Origin of the sequence: Streptomyces sp. NPDC050485 (assembly GCF_044458185.1) — a bacterium.
Classification (GTDB): domain Bacteria; phylum Actinomycetota; class Actinomycetes; order Streptomycetales; family Streptomycetaceae; genus Streptomyces.
In genome coordinates this window covers 1-16605 of sequence record NZ_JBITHR010000012.1, presented here as the reverse complement: position 1 = coordinate 16605, position 16605 = coordinate 1, and the positions used below count along the sequence as shown (strand labels likewise).

The following is a 16605-nucleotide window of genomic DNA, read 5'->3' as shown; positions in this document are numbered from 1 at the left end:
GGCACACGGAGTGGGTTCGGTTGCGAGGCAGCCATCGTTACGGCCGCCACGCGCGGCGGCACAACGGCTTGCCAGTACCGGAGCCGCTACGACCAGGAGGAGCCGCGGGGATGGCCGACGTGCAGCCACCTGCCGAGCAGGTCTCGGCAGAGGTGAAACGCCTCAAGGAAATGTCGCACCAGACGTTCTTCGAGGCATGGGCGACGTACGTATTGGGCGGAATCGACCCCCGGGCCCCGCGGGACGTGCAGGGGGCCGCGTTCCGTTCGCCGGACCTGGCTACCCGCACCCTCGTCACCGCCGACCGCACCGCACGCGAGATCAAGACCGTGCTGCCCCGGGGCGACGCGGAGTCGAAGCGTGAGTACCAGGCCCGCATGAACGCCTTCCGTGCACAGCTCCAGGCGGCCCGGCAACCCGTCGTCGAGACGATCGAAGACCTCGCCGACGACGAGGCGGAATACCTGGCTCAGCTCGCCGACGAGGACTTCGCGAGTGAATGGTCAACGTTCGTGCAGGAGGCAGCCGGGAGTACGCGGGCCGGGCACAACTACGTCCAGGGCCTGGCGTTCCGCTCTCCGGAGGTTGCGCTGCGCACGAAGACACTGACCGAGCAGATGATGCGCACCCCGGAGGGGTACCTGCCCGCCGAGGCGGGCGAGACACGCAAGGCGCACGACGCGCGTGTCGCCCAACTGCGGTCGCGACTGGAAGCCGAGCTGCGGTTCCTGCAATACACGCTGAACTACTCGGAGGCACGGTGGGGGCGGATGCCGTCTGCCCCGAATCACCGCCTGCAAGCCATGCGGCTGCTTGCCGAAAAGCACCCCGAGGACTTCTCCCAGTTGCTCAACGCGGTGCGCGCCGACGCGAAGAAGGCGCGCGAGGAGGTACGTCGGCAGCGACGGTTCGAACTTCGCAGGCGGGCGCGCCCAGCGAACTGACGCCGCAACCGCCCTCAGGGCGCGCCCGCTCGGGCGCGCCCTTCTTCGTGTCCTGGGCGCGCCGTGAGCCCAGAGGCGCGCCGGGTGTGGGTCCGCCCGCCGCTGGAGTGGCGCGACCGCGCCGAGGGGGCGGCCAGTGCAGGGTGCCGGGCGCGCCATCTCAGCGGCGCGCGCGGAAAACTTGCAGGTCAGGCCATGGCGCGCCACCAGGAGGGGCGCGCCTACGGGCAGGAGGACGGCGCCCTCGACGGGGCGCGCCGCGATGTTGATGGCGCGCTTCGTGCGGTGCGCCGGCCGGGAGGGCGCGCCCCAGAGGTGGCGCTCGTGTAAGGGCGCGCTCCTCACCGATGATCACGGTGGCGCGCTCGGTGGCAAGAGCGGGGAGCGCCACTGTTGCGCTGGAGCGCCGGGTCGGGGGTCAGGCGCGCCCCCAGGTGGTAGCCCTGGAGGCGCGCCTTCGCGATGACGTGAAGTGGCGCGGGGCGCGCCCGGCTACGCGTGCGGGATTTGCTTAGCGAGGAGCGTCGCGTTCCAGACGTCGTCAGCGGCTGGCTCGAAACCCCTGGCAAGGGGAAGCGGACGAGGCATAATTGGCTTGTTGGATCCCCGCTGTGCGGGGATGGCCCCGTAGTGAAGAGTGCCAAACATTGCTCCCCATGCACGTGGGGATGGCTCCAAGGACGTCAGGTGTCAGGTCGATCCACTGCTCCCCGTGCACGCGGGGCGTGCTCGGGGAGCAATCACGTCATGTCGCCTCACCCGACCGTGACCAGGTCGTCGTAGAGCGTCGAGAACATCGCGGCGATCTTCAGCTCCGGCTTGCCCGCCAGACGGTAGGCGTTGGCGATGTCCCGCTGCCCCTGCTCCTCCAAGAGCGCGATCACCGTGTCGCGGTGCTCGATCACGTAGGTCCGCAGCTTCGTCATGGGCGGCGGCGTCCCGTCGTCCGGCCTGGCGATGGGCGCGAGGTGTTCCTCCATGGGCACCCCCAAGAGGCGGGCCTGGATTTCGGCTTCGGTGAGCAGCACCGCCATCGCCTTGTTCGCCTTGTTCATCTGAGCGGGCCGGGGACGCGGAAGGTCCTGGGGCTCCTCGGCTTCGCTGACGTCCTCGGGGTGCTCATCCACGGGCGGCTGCTCCTCGGGGTCCGGCGGCGGGAACCCCTGCCCGTCCGGCTCGGGCGCTTGGGTATCCGTCGGGGCGCTGTCATGCGTCTGCTCCTGCGGGGCCTGGCGCTCCTTGGAGTCATCGCTGTGCTCGCCCGCCGTGGCCTGCTCCGCCTTGGCCTTGAGGTGGTCGAGTGACTTGGTGATCAGCTCGTCGGCATTCATCTGACCCCACGCGGTATTGGTCTGTACGGCCTTGAGAACACGGCGGCCATAGTCCTCCCGCAACTCGCGCAGCGCGCCCTCCGGATCGATGGGGTGCATGAGGGCGTCGCGGATGAGCTGGGCGGCCTGCTCGTTGCTCAGGGCCGGAGCCGGCCGGGGCGGGTCCGCCCGCACGGTGGTCGGCTCAGGCTGCTGACCGTGCTCCTGCAAATCGCCGTCGGGGCGCAGTTCGGATACGGACCGGGACTCGACAGCGTCCTGGATGCCGAGGCGGCGCAGCAGCGTGTCCACGCTGAAGTCCGGGAACCGCTGGGACTCGCCGGGCTGGATCGACATGTGCAGGGTGCGCACTCCGGTGAGCCAGGCCTCGCCGACCGCGTGGAGCTCCACGATGGCGTCGACCGCTGCGGGCAAGTTCTTCTCGGCCTTCACCTTCCGGGTGGTATTCCGGGTCGGCTTGTCGTTCTCGAAGGCGGTGACGACTTCCTGGCGGGCGATGAGCAGAACGGGGCCGGGGTGGCGGCGCAGCAGCCACAAGACCTCCCCCCACCGGTCCTTGGCCCGGTTCCACAGGTCGGCATCGACAACGACGGGGTCATCGGTACTGGGCGCGCGGCGGCGGTTTTCCTGGGCCTTGCGGACGGCGCGGCGCCGGGCGAACAGCGCGATTTCGTCGCTGAGCATGTCCCACAGCGACGTCACGGAGTCGATGACGAGCATGTTGAGCTTCCCGTCGACGCGGGGTTGCTGGATGCTCCAGCGGATCGCGTCGAGGATGTCCTGATAGGAGCCGTCGTGTTCGACGATCTCGTATCGGGCGCCGGGGACGCGGCCGTAGTAGTCCGCCGTCCCCTCGGTGCCGCCGATCTCGATCCAGTAGGTGTTGCCGATGAGGTCGGAGCCGGAGCCGCGCGCCGCCTCCCAGCTCTTGCCGGTCTTCTCCTGACCGGTGATCAGCACGATCGGCGGGTTCGGTCGGCCAGTGGGCTTCCGGCTCTTGCGGGTGCGCTGCGGCGCAGTAATACCAGCCACGGGACGGGGCCTTTCGCTTCGGGTCCTCCGGGTTGCTCTCCCGGATGGTGCGGTGCGCAGGGCCTTAACTTCTCACCCTGACGTCCGCTGTACCATTTTAGCGTGTTCGGGCGGTGAATCAATCCGCTGGCAGCGGAACGGACATGCGGATTTCGACGGCCGGTATCAAGGCAGGCAGGGACATGGTGGGCACGAACGTGCCAGCGGCGGGCGCCCCGGGATGGGTGCGCCCGCCGCTGTGGCGTGCAGGTTCGTAACGTCAGGAGGCTTGAGCCGCCTTGTCACCGGCCGCGAGTTCGTCCGTGCTCGCCCTGCCGCCGCTCCTCCTGCGTCTCCGACCGGTATCGGGAGTCGAAGCGCGGTCCGACGTTCTTCCGGCCGTTCTGCGGGCTCTGTCCCAGTCGGCGGCCGAGCTGCGAGGGGTTCAGGTCACCTCGTGGCATGAACCGGTGCCGCTCATCAGCGTCCCTGGCGGCCTTGTAGATCGCGTACAACTCCTCTTCGGAGACGACATTTGCGGGCTTGATCTCCGGCGCCCGCTCCTTCGCTATGTCGCCTTGGGCATCGTTCGGGTCCAGCACCTTCTTGGTGAGGTCGACCGGCTTGGGTACGGTCGTCTGGATCAGCGGGGTCGTGGCCTGCACCATCGGGCGCGGCGCTGGAACGTGCTGCTGGGGCGGCACGGAAGTGGGCGCGGAAGCATCGCGCAACGCGCCGGTCCCGCTCTCCTCAACCCAGTCCGAGCCCGCGCCACGAGCGCGGACGAACCCGGAGATGTGCAGCCCGAAGCTGCCGCCAAGCGGCACCATCGCGGCGACGGCACTGCCGACCGCGTACACGTACACGCGGTTCTCGACCATCACCGGCGGCGCACCGTCGGCACTGAACCATTCAGACAACGCGACCATCGCGTGGCCGACGTTCGCAGCGATCGAGATGCACAGCAGAAACGCGAAGATCAACCACAGCGACCAGTAGTAGCCGCCCTCAGCGCCCTCGGCGGAGCGCCGCCGGATCGAGGTCACCGCGCCGGCGTTGAAGGCCAGGAGCAGTTCCAGTGACCCGGCCATCGCTGCGGCAGCGAACGTGGGGAACCCAATGAGCCGCCCTGCCCAGTGGAGTTGGTAGAGGGAAGCAAGCATCATGCCGAAGCCCGCGGCCGCTGCTCCGATGCGAAGGTTGCGGTGCCAGTCCCGCAACTCGCGCTCGCCCTGTGTTATGGCACGGGTAGTAGGCAACTTCGACAAGACACGTCCCTTTCGTTCGGGTCTTCCCAGGGACCTATGCTCATCGGCCCCCAGGACGCCCAAACGATATAGGACCCTCCGCCGAACGCGCTGCGTCCGCCTCACCCATCCTCCGTCAACCGGCTGTGCAGGCAGCAGTTTTCACCAGTCGAGCGGCTTCTTCGGGGCGCGCCGGTCAGGACCCGTGATCTTCTTCAGGTACGCACGGGCCTCGATCCGGGAGAGCAGTCGCTCGCCGAGGACTGCCACGATTCCGTCACGTCGCAGGTTCGTGGAGAACGCGGTGGGCCTGCCCGCCGAGAGTCGGGAGTCGATCAGGTCGATCGTCTCCCGGCGCGCGAACTCCGTTGCCACGCCGTCCATTTCACCGCACAGCTCGTCGAGGATCAGCAGATCCGCCTCGACGTGGCGCTTGCGCACCATGTACGACGTCATGTCGCCCGGACCGCCGTCCGGGCGGCGCCACGTCAGGTACGTGGAGTGCTTGATGAACCGCACGACAAGGCCTTGGTCACTCGCCTCGTTGCCCAGCGCGGCGAGCGCCGTCGTCTTGCCCGAGCCGATATTGCCCGGTGCGATGAAGTGCATGGTGCTGGGCCGCGCCTTGTGCCGCTTGGCCTCGACGAGCGATCGGAGCCAGTCGCGCAGCACAGCGGGATGCTGCGCCGGATCAAGGTCGGCGAACCGCCACTTCAAGTAGTCGTCGTGCGCGGCCTCGCGCATGCTGTTCCTCCAGATGTTCTTGCGTGCGCGGGCTTGCGGCACCGCGACGTCCTCCCACAACGTCTCGTCGTCCTCGCCCGCAGGTGCGGGAACACCGAGCTGGGAGAGGTCGGCGCCGCCGCGTCGCAGTACCTCCACGAGGTGGTCGGTGATCTCGAACAGGCGCCGCGGCTCGCGCTCGGGAACGATGCGTTCGGCCGCCAGGGTGCTCATTGGCCGGGTCCTTCCTCGTCAGGCGGGGACGATGCCGAACATGGCGCCGTCATCGTCAGGGTGGTCTGTGGTGCTCGTGGTGGGCTCTTCCGGGGCGGCAGTCGGCCCCCAGGTCGCGGCGTCGCTGTAGGGGGCGGGTCGGCCGCCGAACTGGGTGGGCATGGGCTTGTTGTTCAACTCGTCGCTCAACGCCCTCTGGAATTGGTGGGCGGAAGGAAAGTGCACACCGGAGCGCTGGAAGGCCTTGGCGACCTGACGCTTGGTGTATTGGGCTTGCAACGCCTGCTGGCTCAGCTTGAGCAGTCCGAAGTACCAACCGGACTTCTGCTTGCCCGCGTACGGTCCGAGGTGTGTTGTCGCGTGCTCGTAGTACCAGGTGGCGACTTCGTCGGCGGGTGTCTTCTCCTTCGCCCCCTTCGCCTGCTTCGCATCGGCATCGGGTGCGGGGGCGGTGCGGTTCGGGGGCTTCTTCTTCACAGCCGGGCGGGCAGGCGGAGAGGTCGGACGAGGTTGCTGTTCCGGATCCGGCTGCGGGGCGGGCTGTGCGGGCTCGACGCCTTGCGTGGGCTGCTCTTGGCCTGCCGTGAAGCCGTCCGGGCCAAGGGAGGCATCGGGGTAGCGAACGCGGAACGAGCCGTCTTTCTGCTCCACGACGGGGATGTCCAGCTTCCCGCCGAAGGCCACGTAGTCGGCGGCCCACTGCTCGACGGGATACTCACTGATCGCCGCGCCCATGGCTGTCTTGCCATCGAGGAAGCGGCGCTTCTCCAGACGGTAGTAGCCGTGCGCGGCCAGCTCATGGAGGGCTTTACGGACGGCGTCGCGCCCTTCGCGGCCTTCACCGCGGGCGAGTTGTTCGGAGCGCACGTTCCAGCTGTCGGACTGGTCCAGGCAGTAGGTCAGCAGGCCGAGGGCACGGTAGCTGAGCCGGTTGTCTCGGGCGGTCCCGGACTCGACCTGGACGAAGTAGGTGCGCCGGTTGGTGCGCACCGCGCTGCGATTGCTCACGCTGCCGCCTCGCACGCCGTCTCCTGAAGCCGGAAGTGGGTGTGCCACGTCTTGCGGCCGCGGGTGCCCATCTCGTACACGCGCCGCGACTCGGCCATGCGTGCTTCGCGGAGTTCGGACAGCGGTTCGCGTGCTTGGTGGTTGGTCAGGTTGCAGGCGTCGGCCGCGTCCTGGACGGTGACCCAGTCGCCGTCGCTCTCCAGCACGAGGTAGCAGTACAGGCGGAACGCGCGGTCGGATATACCTCCGGCAAGCACCGGAGCAATGTCGGTCTGGGTGGACAACACGTTGATCCTTCGAGCAGGGGCCCGGCCGCTGAAAGCAGGTGAGCGGCCGGGCCGTTGTACGGCGGTGCGGCCTACTGCTCGCCGTCGCGGGTGGGCACGGCGGGGAGCATCGGCACGCCACGCAACAAGTCGTCGAGCTGTCCCTTGTGGTACGCGTCCAGCACGGCCTCCTCTCCGCCGTCCTTCCAGGAGAGGGTCACGGTGCCGGTGGGCTTGCCGCCGGGGATGCGCGTGATGCCGGGGATCACTTCGCCAGTGAGCTTGTCGACGATGACGCCGCTGTCCTTGTCGTACCTGGCGCGCTTGAGCATCCCGTCCCGGAAGGCAGGCCGGGCCTGGATGATGACCTCGATCTCGTCGTGCTCTTCGGCGAAGGCGTTGAACGCGTCCTCGTCGCCGACGATGTACTTGTCCTTGGAGAGGGCCACTGTGTGGGTGGCGACCGTGATGCCGTTGACCTTCGCATCCACGCGGCCCTGCCCCGCCGGTCCGTCGTACGCAGTGAGGAGCGGGCTCTTAACTGCGGCGATCTTCTCGTCGATCGCAGGAACGACGCGCTTCTTGAACAGCGTGGCGAAGACCGAGAGCAGTGCGGCGTCCCCCAGGGGCAGGGGGCTCTCCGGCGTCTGGTCGGCATCGTCGTGCGACATGGTGTCCTTTCTCACCCCAGGCGTGGCCCAGGGCTTTTCGGGTCTGTCCCGGGCGCGGTGCAGAGGGCGTCGCCAGTAAGTACGTCGTCCGGCGAAATCTGTGACACCTAGGCCCAGGTAGCTGAGTTGCTCTCCCAGCCACAACAAATAGTACAGCACACGTTGCCGAGTGCTGAGGGTGTCCCGACCTCGCAGACCCGGCAGCGGGGGTTGCCCCATCCCCATTGACACTGCCGATCCTCGGCGCAGGTCTATTGGTGGGCGAGTGCCTGCTCCACGGCGGTGTCGATGCTCCCATCCCAACTGGAAGTTGCCGTCCCCCCGAGGCAGCGCGAGGGCTTGCAAGAGCATGTCCTGCCCATCCCCTCAGCAGCGGCGCTTGGGTAGAACATGTCTATTTGCTGCGTTCAGTTACGGTTGTACTGATCGATCTTCCTAATGAAACGTGGTTGTTATGCCAAAGCGCCACCGCTGGCTGTCGCAGCTTGTGTGGACAGAGTTCTTGGCGCCCTGGATCTTCCCCATCAACCTTGACGGCACCAGGGAATGGAAGTGGTGGAATCCCCGGGGCTTGCTGCTGCTCGTCTGTAGCCCCGTGGCCGTGCTCTGGGCCCTTGGCCCGAACAATGACGCTCCATGGTGGGCTCGATGCCTGACCGCCCTCGCTGGCGTAGCCGGCGTGTCCATTCTCGTGCTCGCGATCATCGGGTACCGCAGGCTTGCCGCACCGCCCGCAGCGTCAAATGACTCTGCGGAGCACAGCCCATCCTGAGCCATCTCGGCTTCTAACCGCCTGAGCGCCGACCGACGTCGCGACACAATCCAGCCCTATCTCGTACCTTCCGCACAGCTCTCCCCGCTCGGTGACGTCACCAGTGGCGGGGCGGGCTCCGGCGCCGCCCCATCCGGAACGCGGACGGCACCGGTCCGGCGGCGGGCGCGGTCCGGCCATGACGGCATGCCCCGCTTGCGAGGCGGGGCGCCGCGGTTGAAGTCCGCGGGCTCGCAGACCACGCCCACCGCCGGCACACCGAACTGTCGGAAGGATCACCGTGACCGCGCCCGTGCACGCCCCCCGCTACACCACGTACGTTCCGCTTACCGACCTCGCCCCCGCACCCGGCAACCCGAAGAAGCACGAGGTCGAGCGGATCATCGAGAGCATCCGCACGCACGGGTTCGTCGACCAGCCCATCGCGGATGAGCGCACCGAGACCATCCTGGGCGGACACGGCCGCCGCGAAGCCCTGATCGAGATGCAGGCCCGCGGCGATCGACTCCCCGCCGGGCTCCTCCTGGACGACGACGGCGGTTGGCTCGTACCCGTCCAGCGCGGGTGGGCCTCCCGCTCCGACGCCGAGGCCAAAGCCCTGAACATCAAGCTCAACAAGATCGGGGCTGACGGTGGTTGGCAGCCACGGCCCCTCGCCGCGTACCTCGAAGACATCGTCACTGCCGACGCCGAGCTGTTCGACTCACTCGCCATCCCCGACGAGGAGTTGGAGCGCCTGCTGCGCCAGGTCGACCCCGAGACGCTACCCGGGGCCATCAACGAGGACCAGGCCTCTGTGCTGCACCTGCCGGATGCTGGCGGGGACGGCATGGAAAGTGGCGGTCTCAGCCCGGACGACGAGGGTCGCGCCCATCTGGCCACCTGCCCGGCCTGCGGCCACGCGTTCACGCCCGGCCGCTGAGTACGCCTCCCATGTCCCTACGCCGCAAGTCCCGCCGCTCCAACGCGGGCCGCCCCACCCTCCTGTCCGAAGAGGTGGAGGCTCGCATCCTCGCCGCGTCACGCTCGGGCATCGCCGTAGAACTCGCCGCCGAGGCTGCCGGTATCTCCAGTGCGACCTACCGCCGTTGGATGGCCCGGGGCCGCGCCGAAGTCACCGCCCGCGAGGACAGTCAGACCCCCAACCGGGACGAGGACGTCTACGTCGAGCTGTTCGAGAAGGTCCGCACCGCACGGGCGATGGCCGCCGCCCGCGCGATGGCCAATATCCGCCGCGTCGCAGACGGCGGGATCACCACCAAGATCACCACACGCAAATTCCGTGACCCGGAGACCGGCCAGATCGTCGAGGAGATCACCGAAGACCGCACAGCCCCGGACTGGCGCGCGGACGCCTGGTACCTGGAGCGGCAGCACCGCAGCCACTACGGAAAGGACGCCGCACTCGCCATCGAGATCACCGGCCTGGAGAGCGACGAACCGGCCCGAGAGGAAAGCGTCGACCTGACCGCGCTCGCCGAGCGCCTGAACCAGAGCCTGTTCGCCGTGCAATACCCGGACCCGCCTGCGCTGGAAGACGGCAACGTCGTAGAAGCCGAGGTCATCGACGGCTAAGGCTGGCCAACGCAGCACGCGACACTAACTCCGCCCGCCCCCCACAGTGCTCCCTCCCTGATCACAGTCACCGGAGGGCACACCACCCATGCAGATCATCTCTCGTGCCACGTGGGGCGCGAAGCCCTGGAACGGCACTCCCGCCACCATCTCGCTGTCGCAGCGCACCGAGTTCTTCGTCCACTACGACGGCGGTACCCCCATCACCCACACCGGGTACGCCATCATGCGGGCGATCGAGGCCGAGCATCTCGGCCAGGGCTGGGCCGGCGTCGGATACAACTTCGTCGTCGATCAGGCCGGAAACATCTACGAAGGCCGCGGCTGGACGCTGCAAGGCGCGCACTGCCCGAACCACAACGTGACCGGCATCGGAGTACAGATCGCCGTCGGCGGCGACCAGGAACCCAGCGCCAAGGCCCTGGCCGCATGCCGCGCCCTGTACGAGGAGGCGTGCAGGAAGACCGGCCGCATCCTCGCCAAGAAGGGACACAAGGACGGCTTCGCGACCGCCTGCCCCGGCACCAAGCTCTACGCGTGGGTGCAGGCCGGCATGCCCGCCGGGGACTACAAGCCTGCCCCCGACCCGGGCGGCTCCACCGGCTCGGGCACCACCGTCGCCCGCTACCAGGTCACCGTCAATGGTCTGCTGTACGGGTACGGCGCCACGGGCTCCCACGTCACCAAGGTCGGTGAGGCCCTGGTCAAGCGCGGCTTCGGCACGCACTACACCAGCGGCCCCGGGCCGACGTGGACCGATGCCGACACCGAGAACTACGCCGATTTCCAGAAGTCCCTGGGCTATAGCGGCAAGGCCGCGGACGGCGTCCCGGGCGAGGATTCCCTCAAGAAGCTGCTCGGCTCCCTGCCCGGCGGGGGCATCCCGCCGTTCCCCGGCAGCTCCTACTTCGGGCCGGGCAAGAACAACGCGCACATCACACTGCTCGGCACACAGCTCGTGAAGAAGGGCTTCGGCACGCACTACTCGTCCGGACCGGGCCCGAAGTGGTCTGACGCAGACCGCCAGAACGTCGCCGCCTTCCAGCGCTCCCGCTCGGAGCTGCGCGGCGACCCCGATGGCATCCCCGGCCCGACGACCTGGCGCCTGCTGTTCTCCTGACCTGACCCTTCGGATCGGTCCGTTCGTGCGAGCGGGCCGATCCCTGTCCTTGAAAGGCCCGCTCCTGTGGCTGGCGAGACCGTCATCACGCTGATCGGCAATCTGGTCGACGATCCCGAACTTCGCTTCACCCCGTCCGGCGCAGCCGTGGCTAAGTTCCGGATCGCGTCGACTCCCCGCGCCTTCGACCGGCAGACCAACGAGTGGAAGGACGGCGAGAGCCTGTTCCTGACCTGTGCCGTATGGCGCCAGGCGGCGGAGAACGTTGCAGAGTCACTGACCCGCGGTACCCGCGTCATCGTGCAGGGCCGCCTCAAGCAGCGCTCGTACGAGGATCGCGAGGGCGTCAAGCGCACCGTGTACGAACTCGACGTCGAGGACGTCGGCGTCAGCCTGAAGCACGCAACAGCGAACGTGACCAAGACCGGCACACATCGCACGGTCGCACCTGCGGGCCGACCGGTGGCCGACGACCAGTGGGCAGGTCCTCAGCCACCCTTCTGATCCAGGGCGGCATCGACACGCGTTGCGCGGGGGAAGGCGTTCCCCCGCGCAACGCGTCGTGCTTCTAAGCGGCTGAAGCGATCCACGCCTGGGGAAGCGTCAGCAGCTCCCCGTCAGTGTCCTGTTCACCTGTTTCGAGGGTGTCTGGGTTGCCGGCCGTCACTGGCAGCTCGACTGCGGCGCCTTCACCCTCCGCGGGCGGCTGCGGCACGCTGGGGTCCGGCTGCTCTGACGTGGTCGGCTGCTCGACGGTCGGCGAACCCGGGTCCACCGGGGCCGTCGGCTGCTCCGGTGCCGTCGGCTGCGCGGGCACCCTGGGTTGTACCTGCTCAATCGGCTTCGCAATCACCGGATCTGGAGTCGCTGTTGGTGTGGGCTCAGGCTTCTTCTCGTCAGGCTTGGGCTGCTCGCCCTCGTCTGTCTTCGGGACCGGAGCCGGATCGAGGCGGGGCACCACGGTCTCAGTGTCCTGCGCTCCGGAACCGCTCGTCGGGGTGGAACCCACGGGCGTGGGATCGGTTACCTGGACGACCCCTCCCGGCTTCACCTGAGTGTTCTGGTCAGGGTCGACCACCACCACAGGCGGCACATCGATACCGGCGGCGAGCGCCACGATGTCGCTCCCGTCCCCACCCTCGCGCGCGGGAGTGTTGTCGTTCACACCAAGCACCGCCTGAGCCGCCATCAACACAGGGGTGTCGATCAGAGGGTCCTGCTGAGCAGACAAAATGGTGCGCACGTCGTCCACATCGAGCCCGAGTGTGCCCAGCGTGAGGGCGGCGAGCCGTGGTGGCAGTGGATCAGCACCGCCCATCGCGTGCGCGGTTGATACCGACGTCGCTGGTGCTGCATGCAGCAGCTTCAGGTACTCGTTCAGCCGCCCCGTGTCCGTGCCCCACAGCACATACCGACCCGAGCGGGTCATGTTCGGGTACAGCTGTCGCGACGCCTCCTGCTTCGACCACGTTGCCGCATAGTCGGCGTCCCCGAAGATGCGCAGACCGATGCGTTCCTTGCCGTACGAGAACATGAAGATCGTCGAGTCCGGGCCCGTAGCGGCCTTGGTCGCCATCACCATCCCGTCGGAGTCGGTGCACTCCGCTTCCAGGTTGTCGATGGCGCTGCAGTTGATCTTCCCGGCGTCGGAGAAATATCGAAACGTCGGGTCGACAAAGGGCTCCACCTCGTTCTTGCCGTTGCGCCGCTTGTCGGACACATCCGTGGCGCCTGTACTGCCGTCCGGCGCGCTCGCCGCCATCCCGGCCTTGCCGATGTCGGTGAAGTGACCCACAGCCCAGCTTCCGGCGAGGGCCGGGATCAGCGCGGCCGCGATGGCCCACTTCCTGGCACGGCCATGGGGAGTTGAGCTGGGCTGGCGAGGCTCGGCGAGGGACGGTGGGGCGTCAACAGGCAGGGCCGACTCGCCTGAGCCGAGCAACTCGTCGAAGTCTTTGAACTCGGTGCAGTGCTCGCGCACCAAGCGCTCGACTTGTTCCAGCGGCAGCTCCGGCATGACCAAGCTCACCTGCCGCACAGCCGAATCGAAGGACTGCGGGCTCAGGAACAGGTGACGCTCGCCGTTGACGTTGACTACGCCCACGTCCGTCAGCGGCACACCGTCCTCGCCCTCCTCCGGCCCCAGGACATGAATCTTCAGCCGCGGCAGACCGTCGGGTATTGCACTCAACTCTGCCGATCTCTTTCCTCAGCGCTCCGCAGGATGCGCGCAATGCGGGCGGCCGTCTTCTCGGCACGCTCGGGCGTGATGGCCTCGATATCCGTGAGAACCAGGTGGCCTCCACCAGGCAGCTCAAGCTCCTCACGGTGGATCTCCGGCTCGTCCAGGCCATCGCCTGTCCCGGCGTCCTCGCGGGTCTCCTGCGGATTCTGGGCGCGCGCGTACTCCCTGAGCATCGCGTCCCTGGTGGCACGGACCCTCGACGGGCTGCGCCGGTAGCCGGACCGCAGCGCACCAGCTGCGGCCAGCATCTCGCGGGTCTCCTCGTCATGAGGGATGGGCCCGCCGTCCAGCGCCCGTTCCAGGCGCTCGCTCTGGTCAGCGCGTCGCGACATGTGCCCTCGCCTCTCGTGCCTCAACCCGTGTGCCAACAACTCTGCCTCTGCCCACTGCCGCCGTCAGCAGCTCCTCGACCAGCTGGGAAGACGATTCCCCGGCCGGCATGACCTCGGCGAGCTTGCGCAATGACCGTACCGTCAATGCGCGGACAGCCCCGTGCGTCTTCCCCATGATCTGCGCGGTGCGCCCCGGACTCTCGTCGTCGAAGAACCGCAGAATCAGGACCTGCCGTTGCTCGGGACGCAGTTTATGCAAGTGATCTGCGACAGCTTGCGCCAGTGCACGCCTCTCGGCGTACTCCTCTGGGCCCTGGCCGACGCGTGGCCGGTCGAGTTCGAGGTGATCGGCGCACAGCACTTCCGAGGGGCGCCGCTGCGCCAAACGCAAGTAGTCGAGCGTTGTGTTCTTTGTGATCGTGCGCAGCCAGCCGAGGAAGTTCGCACCTGGTCGGTACTTGCTGATGTTCTGGGCGACCTTCAGCCACACCTCCTGGCTCAGATCCTCCGCGACGTGCCCGTCCCGGATGTAGAAACGCACCCAGTGGTACACGGTGTCATTGAGTTCGTCGTACAAGGCCGCGATGGCGTCGGCCCCGCCCTCTCCGCCTGCCGCAGCACGCGTGACCAGGGCTTCCACGATGTCCGTCACGGCGTGATGTCCCCCTAGAGCCGATACTTCGCTGATCCCCTACAGCGCCGCCCCGAGGCTGCTCCCACAGCTCCCCCACAACGGGATGATCACGTTCCGGTGCGACGCTGAGGCAGCATAACCATCTTTTTACCGACATCACCCGAGGGGCTAACGGTACATAGCGACGCCCACTGTGCTATATGGTGCGGGCACGCGCCGGGAGAGCAACCCGGCGCCTCAGGACCCAAAGCGAAAGGCCCACCCCGTGCCCTCTCACGAGAACGCCACCGACACCGCCCTGATGCGACTGCCGTACGAGAAGTGGATCCCCATCGGCGCGGTCGCCCAGCGCGCCAAGGTCGACAACGACGCCGCCAAAAGCGTCGTACGTGTGGGTCGGCGACGCGGAGTGCTGCGCACGCGAGGCAACGGGGCTGCCCAGCAAGTCATGCGCGTCTACCCCGACCCGCGCCGCCCGAGCCGTCGCCCGACGAACGCACAGCACGAGTAGCCGCGCCCACCCCAACCGTCACCATTCGCCGTCAGACCCACGTGCACCTGATCGCTCCACCGACTCCGCACACCCTCCTGACGCTGCAACAGAGCGGAGCTCCCCCTCGGTGTAACAGATTCGGCCGCCGTACGTACTTATGGGTGCCGGACTGTACGCAACCGGCTCCGTCCGGCTGGAACGGTCCGCCGGGGGACACCAACGAGTGAACAAGGACGACCATGCCTCGCGGCGGCTCCAATACCTTGCTGAGTTTCGAAACGATTGCCGAGCGGATGGAAGTCCCAAAGCGCACCGTGCTCGACAACTACAGGGCCTGGGATATCCCCGTCGTGCGCGTCAGCGATCGCATCCTTCGCGTCCGGGAGCGCGATTTCGAGGCATGGATCGACGCGCGTACGGAGTGAATTCCACACATCGGCACGGGCGTTAATGCCGTAAATGCAGGGATGCACCACCCACCGACGCGCCCCCGCTCGCCAGCTTGACCAGCCACGGCTGGGCCTGCATAGAGTCCAACTCCCCTGGCCAGGGAGTCATCTGAGAATCAATCAAGATCATGAAAGGCTTCCCCGTGTCACGCATGCCCACCGTCTACAAGCGGTGCGACTGCCCTGACCAGAACAGACCCAAGAAAGGCGGATGCCGCCACAGCTGGTCCTACAACCGCACAAAGAGTGACGGTAACCGCACGCGCGCCACGCTTCCTGACTCAGTTGGCCTGACCGAAGCCCAGGCTCAAGCAGCCCTGGACGGCATAGGTCCCGGCGCAACTCCGGAACCCGTCAAGGCAAACCTCACTTTCGGCCAGTGGGCGGCTGACTGGCTCGGCAGGCGCCGGGCGACGGAGACCACTGTCGAGAAGTACGAGATATCCATCCGCCTACACCTCCATCCACGCTGGGGAAAACAGCGCCTCCGGACCATCGAGAAGCGCCAGGTCGAAGCCTGGGTCCAGGAGTTGGAGGCCAACGAGAACCTCGCCAACTCCACTGCTTTGAACCACTGGAAGGTCTTCAAATCGGTGATCAAAGATGCCCTGCAGAACGGGCAGATCACCTCCAACCCCACCTACGAGGTCGAGGGGCCCTACGTAGGCGCGTCGGAGTGGTACGTCTTCACCCCCGACGAGTGCTGGGCGATCTATGACGAGTTCCCTCACCGCTACCGCCTCATCCCTATGCTCGGCTTTGCTTGCGGCACCCGGCAGGCAGAGGCGTTCGGCGTGTGTGACGACGTGATCGACACCGACAGGAAGCTACTGACCGTGCGTCGGCAGGTGCTGAAGGTCAAGGAGACCAAGTACAGGCCCCACCTCGTCGAACGCCTCAAGACGAGCCCCCGTCTCAGCTCGAAAGAGGCACCTATGCCCTCGTTCCTCCAGGATGCCCTGGAGGAACACATGGAGCGCTTCCCGCCGCTCCTCACGGAGAACATCGTGTGGGAGCACAGGAAGAAGGTCGATGACTGCAGGCGCACCACGGCTCGTGCCCTCTTTTGGACGCCATACAAGAACCTCATGTCCGGGAACTACTTCAACGACTACTTGTGGCGCCCCACAATGCGGAAGCTGGGCATCAAGGATGAAAACGGGGGCCTTCCGACCTTCCATGACCTTCGGCACACCTTCATCTCCACGTGCCTCCAGAACAACATCCCTGAACACACAGTGGCCGCGTGGGTGGGCGACTCCGTCGAGGAGCTGCGACGCACCTATAGCCACCTTCTGCGGAACCACGTGGACACGCACGGGGCTGTGGCTGCCCGCCTCACTGCGCGTCCACAGCCCTCCAGCGCTGTCGCCGCAGCGTGAAGACCTCCCCGTCCCTGCCCCTCGCATAGCGCAGCGGCGGAGGAAACCTCAGCGGGGGGGGGGGGGGGGGGGGGGGGGGGGGCCCCCCCCCCCCGGGGGCCCCCCCCCGGGGGGGGGGGGGCGGGGGGGCCCCCCCCCCCCCCCACCACCACGAAGCAAACAACCAAC

At 67.5% G+C, this 16605-nt stretch carries 16 protein-coding genes and 1 pseudogene; 8 read left to right on the top strand and 9 right to left on the bottom strand.

Features of this window, described 5'->3' with window-relative positions:
• The first annotated feature begins 110 nt into the window (after positions 1-110).
• The gene (locus tag ACIBK6_RS23655) at positions 111-944 is read left to right on the top strand and encodes a hypothetical protein (protein ID WP_399053311.1); all 834 of its coding nucleotides are present in this window, start codon (positions 111-113) and stop codon (positions 942-944) included.
• 755 nt (positions 945-1699) lie between these two features.
• Here the strand turns inward: ACIBK6_RS23655 and ACIBK6_RS23650 are convergent.
• The 6 genes from ACIBK6_RS23650 to ACIBK6_RS23625 all read right to left on the bottom strand — a co-directional run bounded on the left by ACIBK6_RS23650 (position 1700) and on the right by ACIBK6_RS23625 (position 7435).
• On the bottom strand, positions 1700-3307 hold the full coding sequence (locus ACIBK6_RS23650) for an AAA family ATPase (protein WP_399053310.1): 1608 nt from the start codon (positions 3305-3307) through the stop codon (positions 1700-1702).
• Between the two features lie 281 nt (positions 3308-3588).
• A complete protein-coding gene (locus ACIBK6_RS23645) occupies positions 3589-4545 on the bottom strand; it encodes a hypothetical protein (RefSeq protein WP_399053309.1) in 957 nt (318 codons plus the stop codon).
• A 150-nt stretch (positions 4546-4695) separates the two neighbouring features.
• Entirely contained in the window at positions 4696-5490 is a 795-nt protein-coding gene (locus ACIBK6_RS23640) for a hypothetical protein (RefSeq protein ID WP_399053308.1), read from the bottom strand.
• Between the two features lie 18 nt (positions 5491-5508).
• Complete coding sequence (locus ACIBK6_RS23635; protein WP_399053307.1) at positions 5509-6498, bottom strand: hypothetical protein; 990 nt, start codon at positions 6496-6498, stop codon at positions 5509-5511.
• Entirely contained in the window at positions 6495-6782 is a 288-nt protein-coding gene (locus tag ACIBK6_RS23630; RefSeq protein ID WP_399053306.1) for a hypothetical protein, read from the bottom strand. The genes ACIBK6_RS23635 and ACIBK6_RS23630 overlap by 4 nt, the downstream gene beginning before the upstream one ends.
• A 74-nt stretch (positions 6783-6856) precedes the next feature.
• Positions 6857-7435, bottom strand: a complete 579-nt coding sequence (locus tag ACIBK6_RS23625) for a hypothetical protein (RefSeq protein ID WP_399053305.1) — start codon at positions 7433-7435, stop codon at positions 6857-6859.
• Between the two features lie 1052 nt (positions 7436-8487).
• Here ACIBK6_RS23625 and ACIBK6_RS23620 point away from each other — a divergent pair.
• From ACIBK6_RS23620 to ACIBK6_RS23605, 4 genes and pseudogenes are all read left to right on the top strand, one after another.
• Positions 8488-9129: a ParB N-terminal domain-containing protein gene (locus ACIBK6_RS23620; RefSeq protein WP_399053304.1), complete on the top strand. Its 642-nt coding sequence runs from the start codon at positions 8488-8490 to the stop codon at positions 9127-9129.
• Positions 9130-9140: 11 nt separating this feature from the next.
• Complete coding sequence (locus ACIBK6_RS23615; protein WP_399053303.1) at positions 9141-9782, top strand: hypothetical protein; 642 nt, start codon at positions 9141-9143, stop codon at positions 9780-9782.
• A gap of 88 nt (positions 9783-9870) precedes the next feature.
• Complete coding sequence (locus ACIBK6_RS23610) at positions 9871-10902, top strand: peptidoglycan-binding protein (RefSeq protein ID WP_399053302.1); 1032 nt, start codon at positions 9871-9873, stop codon at positions 10900-10902.
• A gap of 66 nt (positions 10903-10968) precedes the next feature.
• Positions 10969-11328: pseudogene (locus ACIBK6_RS23605) on the top strand (single-stranded DNA-binding protein); the annotation flags it as partial.
• A 142-nt stretch (positions 11329-11470) separates the two neighbouring features.
• Here ACIBK6_RS23605 and ACIBK6_RS23600 read toward each other — a convergent pair.
• Genes ACIBK6_RS23600 through ACIBK6_RS23590 form a run of 3 tightly spaced genes read right to left on the bottom strand, consistent with a single transcriptional unit; the run spans position 11471 to position 14131 of the window.
• On the bottom strand, positions 11471-13093 hold the full coding sequence (locus ACIBK6_RS23600) for a hypothetical protein (RefSeq protein ID WP_399053301.1): 1623 nt from the start codon (positions 13091-13093) through the stop codon (positions 11471-11473).
• Positions 13090-13479, bottom strand: coding sequence for a hypothetical protein (locus ACIBK6_RS23595; protein ID WP_399053300.1), 390 nt, complete (start codon positions 13477-13479; stop codon positions 13090-13092). Before ACIBK6_RS23595 ends, ACIBK6_RS23600 begins: the two co-directional genes overlap by 4 nt.
• Positions 13463-14131, bottom strand: a complete 669-nt coding sequence (locus ACIBK6_RS23590; protein ID WP_399053299.1) for an RNA polymerase sigma factor — start codon at positions 14129-14131, stop codon at positions 13463-13465. Before ACIBK6_RS23590 ends, ACIBK6_RS23595 begins: the two co-directional genes overlap by 17 nt.
• 247 nt (positions 14132-14378) lie before the next feature.
• On the opposite strand from ACIBK6_RS23590, the gene ACIBK6_RS23585 reads away from it, so the two are divergent.
• The 3 genes from ACIBK6_RS23585 (at position 14379) to ACIBK6_RS23575 (ending at position 16437) form a co-directional block, all read left to right on the top strand.
• Positions 14379-14624 (top strand): hypothetical protein, encoded by a 246-nt coding sequence (locus ACIBK6_RS23585; RefSeq protein ID WP_399053298.1) that lies wholly within the window; start codon positions 14379-14381, stop codon positions 14622-14624.
• A gap of 221 nt (positions 14625-14845) precedes the next feature.
• Positions 14846-15031 carry a DNA-binding protein gene (locus ACIBK6_RS23580; RefSeq protein WP_399053297.1) on the top strand — a complete coding sequence of 62 codons (186 nt, stop codon included), beginning with the start codon at positions 14846-14848 and terminating at the stop codon, positions 15029-15031.
• 176 nt (positions 15032-15207) lie between these two features.
• Complete coding sequence (locus ACIBK6_RS23575) at positions 15208-16437, top strand: tyrosine-type recombinase/integrase (RefSeq protein WP_399053296.1); 1230 nt, start codon at positions 15208-15210, stop codon at positions 16435-16437.
• Positions 16438-16605 lie beyond the last annotated feature (168 nt).